The 15,299-nt window shown below is 64.5% G+C and carries 12 protein-coding genes; 8 read left to right on the top strand and 4 right to left on the bottom strand.

The window, feature by feature from the left end; all coding sequences use genetic code 11:
- Window positions 1-343: 343 nt before the first annotated feature.
- Window positions 344-1,762, bottom strand: a complete 1,419-nt coding sequence (locus tag LOY45_RS16855; protein WP_115087517.1) for an aminotransferase-like domain-containing protein — start codon at window positions 1,760-1,762, stop codon at window positions 344-346.
- A 445-nt stretch (window positions 1,763-2,207) separates the two neighbouring features.
- Between LOY45_RS16855 and LOY45_RS16850 the strand changes: the two genes are divergently transcribed.
- Window positions 2,208-3,626 (top strand): amino acid permease, encoded by a 1,419-nt coding sequence (locus tag LOY45_RS16850; protein WP_115087518.1) that lies wholly within the window; start codon window positions 2,208-2,210, stop codon window positions 3,624-3,626.
- Between the two features lie 87 nt (window positions 3,627-3,713).
- On the opposite strand, the gene LOY45_RS16845 is transcribed toward LOY45_RS16850, so the two are convergent.
- Complete coding sequence (locus LOY45_RS16845) at window positions 3,714-4,607, bottom strand: LysR family transcriptional regulator (RefSeq protein WP_258578063.1); 894 nt, start codon at window positions 4,605-4,607, stop codon at window positions 3,714-3,716.
- Between the two features lie 96 nt (window positions 4,608-4,703).
- Here LOY45_RS16845 and LOY45_RS16840 point away from each other — a divergent pair, with 96 nt between their 5' ends.
- Genes LOY45_RS16840 through LOY45_RS16820 form a run of 5 tightly spaced genes read left to right on the top strand, consistent with a single transcriptional unit; the run spans window position 4,704 to window position 10,535 of the window.
- Window positions 4,704-5,942, top strand: a complete 1,239-nt coding sequence (locus tag LOY45_RS16840) for a 3-hydroxyacyl-CoA dehydrogenase (RefSeq protein WP_258578062.1) — start codon at window positions 4,704-4,706, stop codon at window positions 5,940-5,942.
- A complete protein-coding gene (locus LOY45_RS16835; RefSeq protein WP_258578061.1) occupies window positions 5,939-7,702 on the top strand; it encodes an acyl-CoA dehydrogenase C-terminal domain-containing protein in 1,764 nt (587 codons plus the stop codon). Before LOY45_RS16840 ends, LOY45_RS16835 begins: the two co-directional genes overlap by 4 nt.
- 41 nt (window positions 7,703-7,743) lie before the next feature.
- Window positions 7,744-8,907 carry an iron-containing alcohol dehydrogenase gene (locus LOY45_RS16830; protein ID WP_134062967.1) on the top strand — a complete coding sequence of 388 codons (1,164 nt, stop codon included), beginning with the start codon at window positions 7,744-7,746 and terminating at the stop codon, window positions 8,905-8,907.
- On the top strand, window positions 8,907-9,335 hold the full coding sequence (locus LOY45_RS16825; protein ID WP_258578060.1) for an acyl-CoA thioesterase: 429 nt from the start codon (window positions 8,907-8,909) through the stop codon (window positions 9,333-9,335). The genes LOY45_RS16830 and LOY45_RS16825 overlap by 1 nt, the downstream gene beginning before the upstream one ends.
- 15 nt (window positions 9,336-9,350) lie before the next feature.
- Window positions 9,351-10,535: an acetyl-CoA C-acyltransferase gene (locus LOY45_RS16820; protein WP_258578059.1), complete on the top strand. Its 1,185-nt coding sequence runs from the start codon at window positions 9,351-9,353 to the stop codon at window positions 10,533-10,535.
- Window positions 10,536-10,539: 4 nt separating this feature from the next.
- Here LOY45_RS16820 and LOY45_RS16815 read toward each other — a convergent pair whose 3' ends face one another.
- Complete coding sequence (locus tag LOY45_RS16815; protein ID WP_258578058.1) at window positions 10,540-11,550, bottom strand: AraC family transcriptional regulator; 1,011 nt, start codon at window positions 11,548-11,550, stop codon at window positions 10,540-10,542.
- Window positions 11,547-12,467, bottom strand: coding sequence for a LysR family transcriptional regulator (locus tag LOY45_RS16810; RefSeq protein WP_258578057.1), 921 nt, complete (start codon window positions 12,465-12,467; stop codon window positions 11,547-11,549). Before LOY45_RS16810 ends, LOY45_RS16815 begins: the two co-directional genes overlap by 4 nt.
- A gap of 97 nt (window positions 12,468-12,564) precedes the next feature.
- On the opposite strand from LOY45_RS16810, the gene LOY45_RS16805 reads away from it, so the two are divergent.
- Window positions 12,565-13,401 (top strand): AraC family transcriptional regulator, encoded by an 837-nt coding sequence (locus LOY45_RS16805; protein WP_258578056.1) that lies wholly within the window; start codon window positions 12,565-12,567, stop codon window positions 13,399-13,401.
- Between the two features lie 108 nt (window positions 13,402-13,509).
- The gene (locus tag LOY45_RS16800; RefSeq protein WP_258578055.1) at window positions 13,510-15,291 is read left to right on the top strand and encodes a DUF1302 domain-containing protein; all 1,782 of its coding nucleotides are present in this window, start codon (window positions 13,510-13,512) and stop codon (window positions 15,289-15,291) included.
- Window positions 15,292-15,299 lie beyond the last annotated feature (8 nt).

The following is a 15,299-nucleotide window of genomic DNA, read 5'->3' as shown; positions in this document are numbered from 1 at the left end:
CAGGGCGGCGCTGCGGCTCGACTGCATCAGCGTGGCCGCCATCAGCACCACCACGATGGCCAGCAGGCACAGGCCGGCGAGCAAGGTGATCTTCCATTGAATGAGCAGGCGGCGCAGCAGCATGGGGATGTCCTTGTTTTGTTTGTGAAAATAAGAAGAGTGACAGAGGCGTGTCAATTAAATTTTCACGAAGTGTTTCAGGCTTATGTCGAGCTTTTACGGGGTTTCTGATCTGGGTGGCTCTAGTTTGCCGGTTTCAGCGAAATTAGCCTGTTTATAAAAACAGACGGCCTTAAGGCAATTTTTGTAGATCGCCGATTTATATCGACAATATCCGCTGCACCTATTGCCGCCGCCCATGCTTGACCAGCAACTTCTCCAGCTTCTCCCACAACGCAGGCTCGGTGCTGAACGCCACGTTGAAACGCATCCACCCGGTCGCCTGTGAATCGACCATGAACAACTGCCCGGGGCCGAGCATGATGCCCTGCGCCAGGGCGTCATCCACCAGCGCCGCGCTGTCGGCGATGGCCGGGTGGCGGGTCCACAGGTACATGCCTTCGTCGCCTTCGATAAAGCGCTCGAAACCCAGCCGCGTGAGCTGTTCGCTGACCTGCTGCTGAGCCTCGGCCAGGCGCTGGCGCAGGCGTTTGAGGTGCTTGCGCCAGCGGCCGTCGGTGATGGCGGCGTACACCACCCGTTCCATCACCTGCGAGGTGGTCAGGCCCGAGCGCATTTTCAGTTGCAGCAGTTGCTGCATCAGTTCGGGATTGGCCAGCATGAAGCCGACCCGCACGTTCGGCGAGATGCTTTTCGAGTAGCTGCCGACGTACACCACCTGCTGCAAATGATCGAGGCTGGTCAGGCACGGCAGCGGTTCGCTGATCATGTCGGCGTAGAGGTTGTTCTCCACCAGGCGAAAGCCGTGGCGCGCGGCTAGCTGCAGCAGGCGGTGCAATTGCGCCAGCGGCGTGCGCGAGGCGGTCGGGCTGTGCAGGTGCGGCTGGGTGAAGAACACCGTCGGACGATGGTGTTCAAGCAGCCGCTCCAGGTGATCGAGGTCGTAGCCGTTTGGCGTGCGCGGTACGCCGAGCAAGGTCGCGCCCTGAAAGCGCAGGATGCTCATCAGGTTGGGGTAGCCGGGGTCGTCCACCAGCACCACGTCACCGGGGCGCACCAGGGTACGCACTGCCAGATCCAGGGCCTGGCTGGCGCCGTGGGTGAGCATCAGCTGGTTGGGGTTGGCGACGATGCGCAGGTCCTGTTGCAGGTTCTGCGCGGTGAGGGTGCGCAGCTCCAGCAGGCCCATGGGGTCGCCGTAGCCGCTCAGTTCCAGCACGCTGCTGGCGACCTGGCGCATGCCCCGGCGCAGGCCGTCTTCGAACATCCAGTCGTTGGGCAGCCAGCCGCAGCCGGGCTTGAACTCGAGCTGGCGGCTTTCGAAGATCTGCTGCAGGTACCACTCGGAGTTGAATTCCGGCTTGCCTGGCGCAGGTTCGCTGGCCTGGCTTTCGATCAGCTCGACCGCCGAGCGGTTGACGAAGAACCCCGCATTGCCGCGGCTGACCAGCAACCCCTGGGCGACCAGGCGGTCGTAGGCCTCGACCACGGTGAAGGTGCTGACCGAATAGGTGGCGGCGAAGGCGCGGATCGAGGGGACCTTGGCACCGGGTTTGAGGGTCTGGTTCTCGATCAACTCACGCAGCCCGTTGATGATCTGGTTGACCAGCGGGGGCGATGCGTCGGGTCGTAATTCAAGCATGGGGAAGCTGTGCCTTCAGGTGTGCGTAACGCCGGGCGCCTGCAGGAAATCGCGGTGTACTGCATCGGCGGCCTGTACAGTGCAGTGGATTTTTCATCGCGCTGTGCATGGCTCTATTTGTCGGACATTTTTACATTAGGGGTCTGTTATCGCTAGCTAAAGCACGTTGAAGCAGTATGAATAATCACAATGACACTGATGCTTTTACCCTTGGGCGCCGCCCAACCGCTCCTTGCGCACAGATGGCACTGACCCGCCATCGCGCCATTGCACCGTTCAATCCGACCAGAGGCACTCCGCTGGCCCCGTGAGCAGCGTCGCCGACCCATGACCTGGGCCGGGCGATTTCGGCTGCCCGCACGTTTACCGATTCGAATGGGTGAGACCGCTGTAGCAGGCGGTCTCTCGAGTTTCCTTGCATAAAAAGAACACGAGGTAGCTACTGATGGACGCAACATCCACATCCACTTCCACAGCGAAGGTGGAGCACGAGAGCAAGCTCAGCGCTTCGCTCAAGTCTCGTCACCTGACCATGATGTCGATCGCCGGGGTTATCGGCGGCGCATTGTTCGTCGGCTCCGGCAGTGTGATTCACAGCGCCGGCCCCGCGGCCATTCTGGCCTACCTGGCCGGCGGCATCCTGGTGGTGCTGATCATGCGCATGCTCGGTGAAATGGCGACCTCGTCGCCCGACACCGGCTCGTTCTCCACCTATGCCGAGCGCGCCATTGGCCGCTGGGCGGGTTTCACCATCGGCTGGTTGTACTGGTGGTTCTGGGTCATCCTGATGGCCTGGGAAGCCTATGTCGCCGGCAAGATCCTGCACGGCTGGTTCCCCTCGATCAGCGTCAACGTCTTCGTCCTGGCCACCACCCTGGTGCTGATCAGCGTCAACTTCTTCAACGTCAAGCACTACGGCGAGTTCGAGTTCTGGTTCGCCTTGATAAAAGTGGTGGCGATCATCTGTTTCCTTGTGGTCTGCGGGTTGGCGGTGGTCAACCTGTGGCCCACCGGTGAAGTCCACGGCTTGAGCAACCTCACGGCGCAAGGCTTCATGCCCAACGGCATGGAGGCGGTGGTGGTGGCCATGCTCGGGGTGATGTTCGCCTTCCTCGGTGCGGAAATCGTCACCATCGCTGCCGCCGAGTCGAAGAACCCCTCGGAGCAGATCGTCAAGGCGACCAACTCGGTGGTCTGGCGGGTGTGCCTGTTCTATGTCGGTTCGATCTTCCTGATCGTCGCCCTGGTGCCGTGGAACGACCCGCTGATGGGCACCTCGGGCTATGGCTCGTACCGTCGGACCCTGGAACTGCTGGGCATTCCCGGTGCCGAGTTGGTGATGAACTTTGTGGTCTTGACCTCGGTGAGCAGCTGCCTGATCTCGGCGCACTACACCGCCTCGCGCATGCTGTTCTCGCTGTCGACCCGTGGTGATGCGCCGTCGTTCTTCAAGATCACCCGTGCCGGTACCGGCGTGCCGGTGTTCTCGATCATCGGCTCGTGCTCGGTGGCGGTGTTCGTGGCCCTGATCAACTTCAGCGAAACCCTGCGCCCGAAAGACGTGCTCGATGTGCTGATGAACACCACCGGCATGATCGCCTTGCTGGTGTACCTGGTGATTGCTTTCTCGCAACTGAAGATGCGCCGCAAGCTGGAAGCCGAAGGCAAGCCGATCCGCCTGAAAATGTGGCTGTTCCCGTGGCTGACCTACCTGGTGATCGTGTTCATCATCGGCTGCCTGGTGACCATGGCGTTTGTGCCGGACTACCAGGTGCTGGTGTTCTCCACCGGTGCGGCGGCGATTGTCGTGGCCTTGATGGGCGCGGTGTTGCACGTGCGGGCGGCGAAAAAAGCGTTGTCCTGAAGCGCCCGATCGCGGGGCAAGCCCGCTCCCACAGGATTTGTGTTGTACACATGACCTGTGGGAGCTGGCTTGCCAGCGATGAGGCCCTCAAACCACCCGCAAAATCTCCCCCACCAGCCAGCCCAGCGCCCGGTCCTGACCGCGCTGGGCCAGGTGCACCAGCTCAAGCTCAAACGCCTCCAACGCAAACGGCAAGTCATGCAGCTGCAACGGCAGCAGCGTGGCGAAGTGGCGTGCCAGTTGCGTCGGCAGCACCACGCACAAATCCGACGTCGCCACCAGGTGCGCCGCCTGCAGGTAGTTGGGCGTGGTGTAGACGATCTGCCGCACCAACCCTTGCTCCCCGAGCCATTGATCGACCATGCCGCGCGTCTGCCCGCCATGCACCCAGAGGTGACGCAGGCGCAAAAACGTGTCGAGGTCCAGTGCGCCGCTCACCAGCGGATGCTCCTTGCGCAGGGCAATCTGCAGGGTCTCGCTGCGCCAGTGATGACGGGCAAAACGCGCCGGAATCTCATCGAAGCGCCCCAGCACCAGGTCCAGCTGGCCCCGGTCCAGGGCATCCACCGGCAGGCTCGGCGCCAGCGGGGCGATGTCCAGGCGCAGGTTCGGCGCACGGTCCTGCAGGCGGCGCAGCAGGCCTGGCATGCACAACTGCTCGACGAAGTCGGTCATGGCGATGCGAAAGGTCTGCCGGCTCAGGCGCGGGTCGAAGCTTTCGCCGACGTTGAGGGTCTGCTCGATCTGTTGCAGCGCCGAGCGGATCGGCCCTTCCAGGGCCAGGGCCTTGGGCGTCGGTTGCATGCGCCGGCCGATGCGCACCAGCAGCGGGTCGTCGAGCAATTCGCGCAGGCGCGCCAGGGCGTTGCTCACCGTCGGTTGGCTGAGGGCCAGGCGCTCGGCGGCGCGTGAGACGTTCTGCTCGCGCAGCAGCACGTCGAGGATGCGCAGCAGGTTGAGGTCGAAGGTGTTTATATTCATTTCGCAAATATCACGCATATGAAAATGAAATTTCTCAAATAGTAGGCAGCTGCTTACGGTGTCGGCAATCCTTCTTTTCGACTTAGGGGTGCCGGTGTGAGCAATGCATTCGATGGGCAACAGGCTGCGGTGGTAGGGGCGGGAACCATGGGCCGGGGGATTGTCATCAGCCTGGCCAGTGCCGGCATCCCGGTGCTGTGGCTCGATGCCAGCCCGCAGATGGTCACCGCAGGCCTGAAGATGGCCGCCGACACCTGGGCCCACCAGGTGGTCAAGGGCCGCATCAGTGAGGAACAGGCCGAGCGAAACCTCGCGCGCATTCAGGCGGTGGACGACTACACGGCGCTGGCCGATGTCGACCTGGTGATCGAGGCGGTGTACGAAAACCTCGAGCTCAAGCAGGAAATCTTCCGCACCCTGGACCGCACTCTCAAGCCTGGTGCGATCCTCGCCAGCAACACCTCGGCGCTGGATATCGATGCGATTGCCGCTGTCACCCAGCGTCCGCAGCAGGTACTGGGCCTGCATTTCTTCAGCCCGGCACACATCATGAAGCTGCTGGAGATCGTCCGCGGCCAGCAGACCTCGGCCACCGTGCTCGACCAGGCCAAAGCCCTGGGCCAGCGCCTGGGCAAAATCGCCGTGGTGGCCGGCAACTGCCGCGGCTTTATCGGCAACCGCATGCTCAAAACCTACGCCGACGAGGCGCGCAAGATGCTCCTTGAAGGTGCGCTGCCACAGCAGGTCGACGGCGCCTTGCAGGCGTTCGGTTTTGCCATGGGCCCGTTTCGCATGTACGACGTGGTTGGCGTCGATCTGGAGTGGCGCGCCCGGAAACTGGCCGGGCAGGGCATGGACAGCCCGCTGGTGCAGGTCGACAACGCCCTGTGCGACCTCGGCCGCTTCGGCCAGAAGGCCGGCCTTGGTTATTACCAGTATGCCGAGGGCAGCCGCGAAGCCGAGCATGATCCTGAGGTCGATGCCCTGATCGAGCGAATCGCTACCGGCCTGGGCTATCGCCGCCGGCTGATCAGCGACCCGGAAATCGTCGAGCGCAGCCTGCTGGCGCTGGTCAACGAAGGGGCGAAGATCCTTGAGGAGAATATCGCCGCCAACAGCCACGACATCGACCTGGTCTACCTCAACGGTTACGGCTTCCCGGCCGCGGTCGGCGGACCGCTGCACTGGGCCGATGGCCAGGGCCTGGCCTCGATCCAGGAGCGTCTGCAACGTTTGCAACGCATGCTCGGCGAACATTGGCGGCCAGCCGCGCTGATTGCCCGGCTGGTGGCCGCTGGCAAAGGCTTTGCCGCTGTGCAGGAGGGTCGGGTATGAGTTACCAGGCACCGCTGCGCGATATGCGTTTCGTGCTGCACGAGCTGTTCGATGCCAGTGGCCATTGCCAGCAACTGGGCAATGGCCTGGACCGCGAAACCATCGATGGCGTGCTCGAAGAAGCCGCACGCTTTGCCGCCGAAGTGGTGGCGCCGCTCAATCGCAACAGCGACGAGCAGGGCTGCCGTTTGCAGGACGGCCAGGTGACTACCCCGGATGGCTTTCGTCAGGCCTACAAGCTGTACGTCGAGCAGGGTTGGGCGAGCATGACCGGGCCGCTGGAATTCGGCGGCCAGGGTTTCCCGCAGATGGTCTCGGCCAGTTTTCACGAGATGCTGATGGCTGCGTCGCTGTCGTTCCGAGTCTATTCCGGGCTCACCGAAGGCACGGTGCTGGCGCTGGAGCGCCACGGCAGCGCCGAGCTCAAGCAGCGCTACCTGGCGCAACTGGTCAGCGGCGAATGGACCGGCACCATGTGCCTCACCGAACCCCAGGCCGGCACCGACCTGGCCTTGCTGCGTACCCGTGCCTTGCCCCAGGCCGACGGCAGCTACCAGCTCAGCGGCAGCAAGATTTTCATCAGCGGCGGCGAGCAGGACCTGAGCGCCAACATTATCCACCTGGTGCTGGCGCGCTTGCCCGAGGCACCGCCCGGGGTCAAAGGCATCAGCCTGTTCCTGGTGCCCAAGGTGCTGGTGAATGCCGACGGCACCCTCGGCGAGTGCAATGCCTTGAGCTGCGGTGCGCTGGAACACAAGATGGGCATCAAGGGCGCGTCCACCTGTGTGATGAATTTCGACGGCGCCACCGGCTGGCTGGTGGGGGAGGCCAACCAGGGCCTGGCCTGCATGTTCACCATGATGAACGACGCGCGCTTTCAGGTCGGCCTGCAGGGCCTGGGCATCGCCGAAGCGGCGTTCCAGGGCGGCCTGGCCTATGCCCGTGAGCGCCTGCAGTCGCGGGCCATCAGCGGCCCGGTGGCGCCGAACAAAGCCGCCGACCCGATCATCGTCCACCCCGATGTGCGGCGCATGCTGCTGACCCAGAAAACCCTGAGCGAAGGCTGCCGCATGCTCGCCGCCTACACCGCCCGCCAGCTCGACCTTGAACACGGCTGCAGCAATGCCAGGCGGCGCGCGGCCTTGTTGATCCCGATCGTCAAAGCCTTCTTCACCGACTGCGGCCAGGAAGTCGCCAGCCTCGGCGTACAGCTGTACGGCGGCCATGGCTTTATCCGCGAGTGGGGCATGGAGCAACTGATGCGCGACAGCCGCATCACCCAGCTGTACGAGGGCACCAATGGCATCCAGGCCCTGGACCTGATTCGCCGCAAGCTGCTCGGCGATGGCGGCAGTGAGCTCAATGCGCTGATCGATGAGCTGGCAACGCAGGTGGCCCAGGCTACCCATCAGCCGCCGATGGCCGAGCGGGTAGGGCAGTGCCTGGAGGAGTGGCGGGCGCTGGGCGAGTCGGTGCTGCAAGCCTGCCGCCAGGACCCCGAAGAGATCGGCGCGGTGTCGGTGGATTTTCTCGCCTACTCGGCCTATGTGTTGTTGGCGGCGCTGTGGTTGCAGGCGGCGGAGCGTGCCAGTTCCGCCCTCGCGGCCGGCAGCAGTGAAGCGCCGTTCTACCAGGCCAAGCTGCATTCTGCGGACTTTTACCTTCGCAGGATTTTGCCGCGTGCAGGCGCTCATCGCCAGGCGTTGCTGGCCGGCGCCGGCTGCCTGATGAGTTTGCCAGAGGCCGATTTCGCCTTCTGATTTCACCTTGCGGACATCACAACAACAACGAGGGACGCCGCATGCAGTCATTCAGTTTTGCTACCACCGCGCAGATCCTCTGCGAAGCCGGCGCCGCCTTGCGCCTGGCCAGCCTGTGCCGCGAACGCGGGGCGCGGGCGGTGTTGATCGTCACCGATCCGGGTATCGCCCGCCTGGGTTTGCTCGAGCCATTGCTGCCGGGTTTCGCGGCGCAGGGCCTGACTGTGGCGGTGTTCGACCAGGTGCTGGCCGACCCGCCGCAAGCCTGTGTGCTGGAGGTGGTGCTACAAGCGCGGGCGATGCAGGCCGACCTGATCGTCGGCTTTGGCGGCGGCAGTTCCATGGACGTGGCCAAGCTGGTGGCGCTGCTGGCGCACCCGCAGTGCTCGCAATTGCTCGGCGACATCTACGGCGTCGACCAGGCCCGTGGCCGGCGCCTGCCGTTGATCCAGGTGCCGACCACGGCGGGCACCGGCTCGGAAGTGACGCCGATCGCTATCGTCACCACCGGCGAGCACAGCAAGATGGGCGTGGTCTCGACCCTGTTGCTGCCGGACCTGGCGCTGCTCGATGCCGACCTGACCCTCGGCCTGCCGCCGGCGGTCACCGCCGCCACCGGCATTGACGCCATGGTCCACGCCATCGAGGCCTATACCAGCAAGCTCAAGCGTAATCCGCTGTCCAACCTGCTGGCCCGCGAGGCGTTGCAATTGCTGGCCGGCAATCTTGACGAGGCGGTGCACAACGGCCGCAACCGCGAGGCACGCCAGGCCATGCTGCTCGGCGCTTGCCTGGCCGGCCAGGCCTTTGCCAACGCACCGGTGGCGGCGGTGCATGCGCTGGCCTATCCGCTGGGCGGGCATTTCCAGATCCCCCACGGGCTGTCCAATGCCCTGGTGCTGCCCCATGTGCTGCGCTTCAACGCCGAAGCGGCGGCGCCCTTGTATGCCGAGCTGGCGCCGCTGTTGCTGGGTGCGCGCTTGCAGGCAGGTGACGTAAACAGCCTCACTGCCCAGTTGATCAACGAGCTGGCTGAACTGAACCCGCGCTGCGGCCTGCCGACGCGTTTGCGCGATGCTGGCGTGCCTGAGAGCAGCCTCGAACATCTGGCCCGCGACGCCATGCAACAGCAGCGCTTGCTGGTCAACAACCCGCGTGAGGTCAGCGAGGCCGATGCCCTGGCGATCTACCGGGAGGCGTTCTGATGGAGCACCCCGGGCGCGAGCACTTTCGCCACTTCCAGCCGATCACCACGCGCTGGCACGACAACGACCTCTATGGCCACGTCAACAACGTCGTCTACTACAGCTTCTTCGACAGCGCGGTGAACAGCTACCTCATCGAGCAGGGCGGGCTGGATATCCACCAGGGTGAAGTGATCGCCTTCGTGGTCAATTCCAGCTGCGACTACTTTGCCTCGATTGCCTTTCCGGAGTGCATCGAGGTGGGCCTGGCGGTGAGCAAGCTGGGCAACAGCTCGGCGCACTACACCCTGGGCATCTTCAAGGCCGGGCAGGCGCAGGCCTGCGCGGCGGGGCGCTTTGTCCACGTGTTCGTCGAGCGCGCCAGCAACCGCCCGGTCGCTATCCCTGAACCCCTGCGGGCGGCATTGAGCCGTTTGCGCTGTGACTGACTGGAGTGCTTTGCCATGCAAGATGCCGTAATTGTCTCCACCGCCCGCACGCCGATCGCCAAGGCCTTTCGCGGCGCCTTCAACGACTTCAAGTCGCCGTCGATGAGTGCCGTGGCCATTCGCGCGGCAGTCGAACGGGCCGGTATCGAACACGGCGAGATCGACGACCTGGTGATGGGCACCGCCATGCAGAGCGGCACTGCCTCGACCAACCTGGCGCGCCTTTCAGCCCTGGCGGCCGGCTTGCCGCTATCGGTCAGTGGCCAGACTATCGACCGCCAGTGCGCCTCGGGGCTGATGGCGATATCGATTGCCGCCAAGCAGATCATGGTCGACGGCATGCAGGTGGCGATTGGCGCCGGCCAGGAGCAGATCAGCCTGGTGCAGACCGCCCATATGCAGGCGGCAGCGGTGGAGCAGGATGCCAGCGTAGTGCGCATGGCCGAGCATGCCTACATGCCGATGCTGCTCACTGCCGAGATCGTCGCCAAGCGCTACGGTATCAGCCGCGAAGCCCAGGACGCCTACAGCCTGCAGTCCCAGCAGCGCACGGCGGCGGCCCAGGGCGCGGGGCTGTTTGCCGGTGAGATCGTGCCGGTCAGTGTGCGCAAGAAAGTGGTCGACAAGCTCAGCGGGGCGGTCACCTACCAGGACGTGCACCTGAGCCAGGATGAAGGCAACCGCCCGCACACCACCCTGGCCGACCTGCAAGGCCTGGCGCCCGTGCGCGAAGGCGGCTGCATCACCGCCGGCAATGCCAGCCAGTTGTCCGATGGTGCCAGTGCCAGCGTGCTGATGAGCGGGGCGCTGGCGGCGCGTGCCGGGGTCAGGCCGCTGGGCTTGTATCGCGGCATCGCCGTGGCCGGCCTGGCGCCGGAAGAGATGGGCATCGGCCCGGTGCTGGCGATCCCCAGGTTGCTGCGTCAGCACGGCCTGCGCGTCGATGATATCGGCCTGTGGGAAATCAACGAGGCTTTCGCCTGCCAGGTACTGTACTGCGCGCAGACCCTGGGCATCGATCCTGCGCGGCTCAACGTCAATGGCGGTGCCATCGCCATCGGTCATCCCTATGGCATGAGCGGCGCGCGCATGGTCGGCCATGCCTTGCTTGAAGGTCAGCGCCGTGGCGTCAAGTACGTGGTGGTGAGCATGTGCGTGGGCGGCGGCATGGGCGCCGCCGGTTTGTTCGAGGTGCTCTGAGCCGTCAGCGCCCGCGGTAGGCCCCGGGCGCGCAGGCAAACCAGCGCAGGCAGGCGCGGTGAAAACTCTGCACGTCGCTGTAGCCGAGTTGATCGGCAATCTGTACCAGCTCCAGTTCGCTGACCTGCAGCAGGTCTTCCGCGCGGTAGCGGCGGTACTCATCCAGCAGCTCGGAATAACTCCAGCCCAGTGCCTTCAGGCGCCGGGCCGCGGTGCGTTCGAGCAGGTGCTGGCGGCTGCAGAAGGCCGGCCAGCGGTTGCTGTCGGCAAGGTTCACGGCCAGGTGATCGCTGGCCAGCTCCAGCAGCGTTGGCTGGCTGTTGCGTTGGGTCTGTTGCAGCAGTTCCACCAGCATCAGTTCCAGTGCCTGATTGCCGGGGGTCAGCGCTTGCTCGAACAGCTTTGGGTCAAGGCGGATGCCATGTTCAACGTGACCCCAGCTCACCGGCGCGCGCCAGGCGTGGGGGTGCACGCTGATGTCGGCCGGCGCCGGGTGGGCCAGTTCAATGGCCAGGATCGGGTCATGCTCCAGACCGCTGGCCAGCAGCTTGCGGCGCAGCAGGCTGCAGAGGCTGGTGAGCATGTAGTCGGTGATGGGTGCAGTGGCCTTGAGGCTGCCGCAATCCTCCAGGCACAGGCTGACCTGGCCATCACTGCGCTCGATGCGGGCGCGAAAATGACCGTTGAAAAACGGGAAGTATTCGACGAAGTAGGCGCAGGCGCTGTCCAGCGAGGCGGCGGCATCGAACAGGTAAGTCAGGCCATTGGTCGCGGTGGAGACGAACCGCCTGCCGGCAGTCAGGCCGACAAACGGGTCGCTGCTCTCGCTCAGGGCCAGGGTCCAGAAGCGCCGCGACAGCACCAGCGGCACACGCAGGAACGGTGTACGCATCTCGAACAGGCTGCGGCGGAACACGGCCTCGATCAGTTCCAGGGATACCCCGCGGCCCTGCAGCTCTTCGATGGCCGGCAGCAGGGTCGGGGCGTAGAACGCGTTGGGCGGCACGAGGGTCATGACGGGTTCACCTGCAGCTGTTGATCCACCTTGAAAATGGCTTCGATCATTGCCTGCGCTGCCGGTGTCAGGCTGTCGCCGGCGCGGCTGACAATGCCGTACTGCAACTGTAGATCAGGGTCGTCGGCATCCAGGTCGGCAAAGCTCAACAAGCGGATTTCACCGGCATCGACCCGCTCGTGCAGGGCTTCGGCGGTGGCCAGGCCGATGGCGTCCGAGCGCATCACCACCCGACGTATGGCATCGAACTGCGCGCACTCGACGCTGGTGACAAAGTCCTGGGTGCCCTGGGCGCGGGCGAGGATCTTGCGGATCATCGGCGGGATCCGCGTGCCGGCAATCGGGTAATCGAGCAGGGCGCTGAGCTGCAGCGGGCCACGCCCTGCCAGCGGGTGCCCGGCGCGGCAGAAGAAGCGCCCGCGCCGGGGCCGCAGGGCCTGCACCTGATAGCGCGGGTCGTCCTTGAAGTAGCGCGAGTCGGCGACCAGAAACTCGATCTGCTGCTCCTTGAGCCAACTGCCCAGTTGCTCCCAGTCACCCTGATGAAAACGTGCGCGCACCAGCGGGTGGTCGTGGATGAACTGCGCCAGCGCCTCGGGCACCAGCAACTGGGCCGGGTAGGGGCCGCTGCCGAAACTCAGCTCGCCGCCTTCCAGGCCGTTGTACTGCAGCAGCTCGTTGTGCAGGCTCTGGCTGCTGGCCAGCAGGCGCCGGGCGTGCTGCAGCACCAGTTGGCCCTGGCCGGTGAGGCGGAATTCGCGGCTGCCGCGCTCGACCAGGGCACAATCCAGATCGCGTTCCAGGGTCTGGATGCTGCGGCTGAACGCGGGCTGGCTGAGGTTGACGGCATCGGCGGCGCGCACGAAGCCACGGTAATCGGCCAGGGCCACGAAGTGGCGAAGTTGTCGAAGGTCCATCATGCGCCCCTTGCATGCAGCAGATACTTTTTATGCATTTGATCGATAGTGTAGCGGCTGGCATAACTCATGGCCTGATCATTTTGCGTGACGTGCCATGCTTGCTTCGCCTTTTGTTTGCGCCGCCTTGACCCGCACCCTGGTCGCTCACGCCCAGGGCTGCGGCCTGCCTGTGGATGTGCTGTTGCAGCGTGCCGGGCTCACGCCCGCGCAGTTGCACGGGCACGGCCAGATCCCGGCCATGCAGGTCGAGCAGTTGCTGCTCGAATGTGAGCTCGCCGGTGCCGGGCGCGAGTTCGGCTGTGAGCTGGTGCCGGGCATGGCCACCCATTCGCTGCAGGGGCTGAACATACTGCTCGATTCGGCCGCCAGCGTGCGCGACAGCCTTGCCTGCTTTATCCGCTACCTGCCGCTGGTGACCAACTGTGTGCTGGTCAGCCTGGAAGGTGCACAGCTGCACATGCGTCGCTATCAGCATCAACCGCATTACTACATGCTCGATGCTGCGGTGCTGAGCCTGGTGCGCAACATCGCCAGGCGTGCCGGGCGCACGCCGGCCCAGATGTTCACCCAGGTCAGCGTGTTGCCGCAGCAGGCGGCCGGGCGCTGGTTGCAGGCCTGGGGGGTGGCGGTGGTCAGCGCTCAATGGCCGAGCCTGCAACTGGCGCCAGGCGCCCTCGAGCTGGACCTGCCCGGTGCCAATGCCTTCCTCCATCAGAGCATGCTGCGCCAGTGGCAAGGCGCAGGCATGAGCGAGGCGCGCGAAGACAGCCTGCAACTGGCGCGGCACTGGCTGGCCGCCGGTGACCAGCCCATCGAGCGGATTGCCGAGCGCCTCGGTTACCGTCAGCCGAGCAACTTCATCCGCGCCTTTCGCAAGCAGTTTGGCGTCACCCCCAAGCAGTTTCGCCTGAGCGCATTGCAGCCGGCCTAGGGGGACTTTTCATAGCGCGCGGATGATCGTTTTTTGTCGTGCGCCGCTTGCGCCTGGCGGCGGGCGCTTGGGCATCTTGATCGAGCTTAATCCTCATGGAGCTCGATAATGACAACAACAAGCTCAACGCCGTCTCCCTGGCTACTGGCGGCGCTGGCCTCCTTCGCCGTGCCTGCCCAGGCCAGCAGTTTTGATCTCAATGAAGACTGGAGCTTCACCACCCGCAGCACCCTGAGCCTGGGCAGCAGCTGGTCGACCCAAAGCCCCGACAAACACCTGATGACCCGCGCCAATGCCCTGCAGGCCCAAGGCGTGCATGCCGATGGCAGCGGGGTCAGCGCCGACGACAACCGGCTTAACTTCAAGAAAGGCGACCCGATCTCGCAGACCGTCAAGGGCCTGAGCGATTTCAGTCTCGACGGCCAGGGGCAGGGCGCCTTTGTGCGCTTGAAATACTGGTACGACCATGCCTATGAAACCCGCGACGGCCGCTTCAAGGATTTCGACGACAGTGGCTGGGATGACCTGGCCAAATTCCAGGGCCTGGAAGTGCTCGACGCCTACCTGTGGAAGGACGTCGAGCTGGCCGGCCATCCGCTCAGCTTCAAGCTCGGCAAGCAGGTGCTGTCGTGGGGTGAGGCGCTGCTGATCCAGAACGGCATCAACGTCATCAACCCGCTGGACATCACCGCCTTCAACCGCCCCGGGGTCGAGATCAAGGAAGGCCAGCTGCCGGTGGAGATGCTTTCGTTCAGCTTCGGTGTGTCCGACACCCTCAACTTCGAAGGCTTCTACCAGTACAACTGGCGCGCCAGCGTGCTGGACGGTTGCGGCACCTTCTTTGCCACAAGCGATGTGATTCAGCCAGGCTGCGGGCCGTTGTACCTGGGCCAGGTGCTCACCGACCCGCAGATGCAGGCCAACGGCTTGTATGCCAGTTCACGGGGCAACGAGTCGCCGTCCGACAACGGCCAGTTCGGTTTCGCCCTGCGCCAGCTGTTGCCGGCGCTCAACGACGCCGAGGCGGCGTTGTACTTCATCAACTACCACTCGCGCCTGCCGTACCTGACCCTCGATGCGCGCAACACCGCGCTGCCGGGGAATTTCCCCGGGGGCGGACAGGGGCCTTCGTATGCTGCGGCCTTCCCCGAGAACATCCGCCTGTACGGGCTGAGCATCAACGGTGTCGAGCCCAGCAGCGGGGTGTCGCTGGCGGCCGAGCTCAGCTATCGGCCCAACATGCCGCTGAGTTTCAACGCCCCGGATGTCACCACGGCGGTGGTCTCCGGTGCTGCCGGCAACGCGTGGGTAGCACTGCCCGAGGGCTTCAACAATCGCGCAGGTGATCGCTTCGATGGCTGGGAGCGAAAAGGCGTGTGGCAAGTGACCACCTCGGCAACCCAGGCCATCGACAACGTGCTGGGTGCCACCCGCCTGAGCCTGTTCGGTGAAGTCGGCGTGGTGCACATCGACGGCCTCGGTGATGAGCGCCTGGGCCGTAATGCCGCCTTTGGCCGCAGCGCGCCGCGCAATGGCAGCGCGTGCAACACCGTTGCCTCCGGAGTGACCAACCGCTACTGCACCGACAAGGGCTTTGCCACCGATTGGTCCTGGGGTTATCGCCTGCGCGCCAGCCTTGAATACAGCGATGTGCTGCCGGGGGTCAACCTGATCCCGGCGGTCAACTGGCGGCATGACGTCGAGGGCTATTCCTACGACCCGCTCGGGCCATTCCAGGAAGGCCAGCAGGCCCTGGGGCTGAGTCTTACCGCCAACTACCTCAACGACTACAGCGTAGAACTGGCCTACAACAGCTTCTTCGGTTCCAACGACTACAGCACCCTCGATGACCGCGATTTTGCCTCGGTCAGCTTCAAGGTCGATTTCTAAGGAGAACA

The organism is Pseudomonas wadenswilerensis (assembly GCF_024749185.1).
Taxonomy (GTDB): Bacteria; Pseudomonadota; Gammaproteobacteria; order Pseudomonadales; family Pseudomonadaceae; genus Aquipseudomonas; species Aquipseudomonas wadenswilerensis.
Note: the sequence above shows the minus strand (reverse complement) of the source record. Positions and strands in the feature narration are given on the sequence as shown.

Bases quoted from the DNA above. Each gene is read 5' to 3' on its own strand.
- LOY45_RS16855 (WP_115087517.1), bottom strand. From the start codon at position 1,762: ATGCTTGAATTACGACCCGACGCATCGCCCCCGCTGGTCAACCAGATC.
- LOY45_RS16850 (WP_115087518.1), top strand. From the start codon at position 2,208: ATGGACGCAACATCCACATCCACTTCCACAGCGAAGGTGGAGCACGAG.
- LOY45_RS16845 (WP_258578063.1), bottom strand. From the start codon at position 4,607: ATGAATATAAACACCTTCGACCTCAACCTGCTGCGCATCCTCGACGTG.
- LOY45_RS16835 (WP_258578061.1), top strand. From the start codon at position 5,939: ATGAGTTACCAGGCACCGCTGCGCGATATGCGTTTCGTGCTGCACGAG.
- LOY45_RS16830 (WP_134062967.1), top strand. From the start codon at position 7,744: ATGCAGTCATTCAGTTTTGCTACCACCGCGCAGATCCTCTGCGAAGCC.
- LOY45_RS16825 (WP_258578060.1), top strand. From the start codon at position 8,907: ATGGAGCACCCCGGGCGCGAGCACTTTCGCCACTTCCAGCCGATCACC.
- LOY45_RS16820 (WP_258578059.1), top strand. From the start codon at position 9,351: ATGCAAGATGCCGTAATTGTCTCCACCGCCCGCACGCCGATCGCCAAG.
- LOY45_RS16815 (WP_258578058.1), bottom strand. From the start codon at position 11,550: ATGACCCTCGTGCCGCCCAACGCGTTCTACGCCCCGACCCTGCTGCCG.
- LOY45_RS16810 (WP_258578057.1), bottom strand. From the start codon at position 12,467: ATGGACCTTCGACAACTTCGCCACTTCGTGGCCCTGGCCGATTACCGT.
- LOY45_RS16805 (WP_258578056.1), top strand. From the start codon at position 12,565: ATGCTTGCTTCGCCTTTTGTTTGCGCCGCCTTGACCCGCACCCTGGTC.
- LOY45_RS16800 (WP_258578055.1), top strand. From the start codon at position 13,510: ATGACAACAACAAGCTCAACGCCGTCTCCCTGGCTACTGGCGGCGCTG.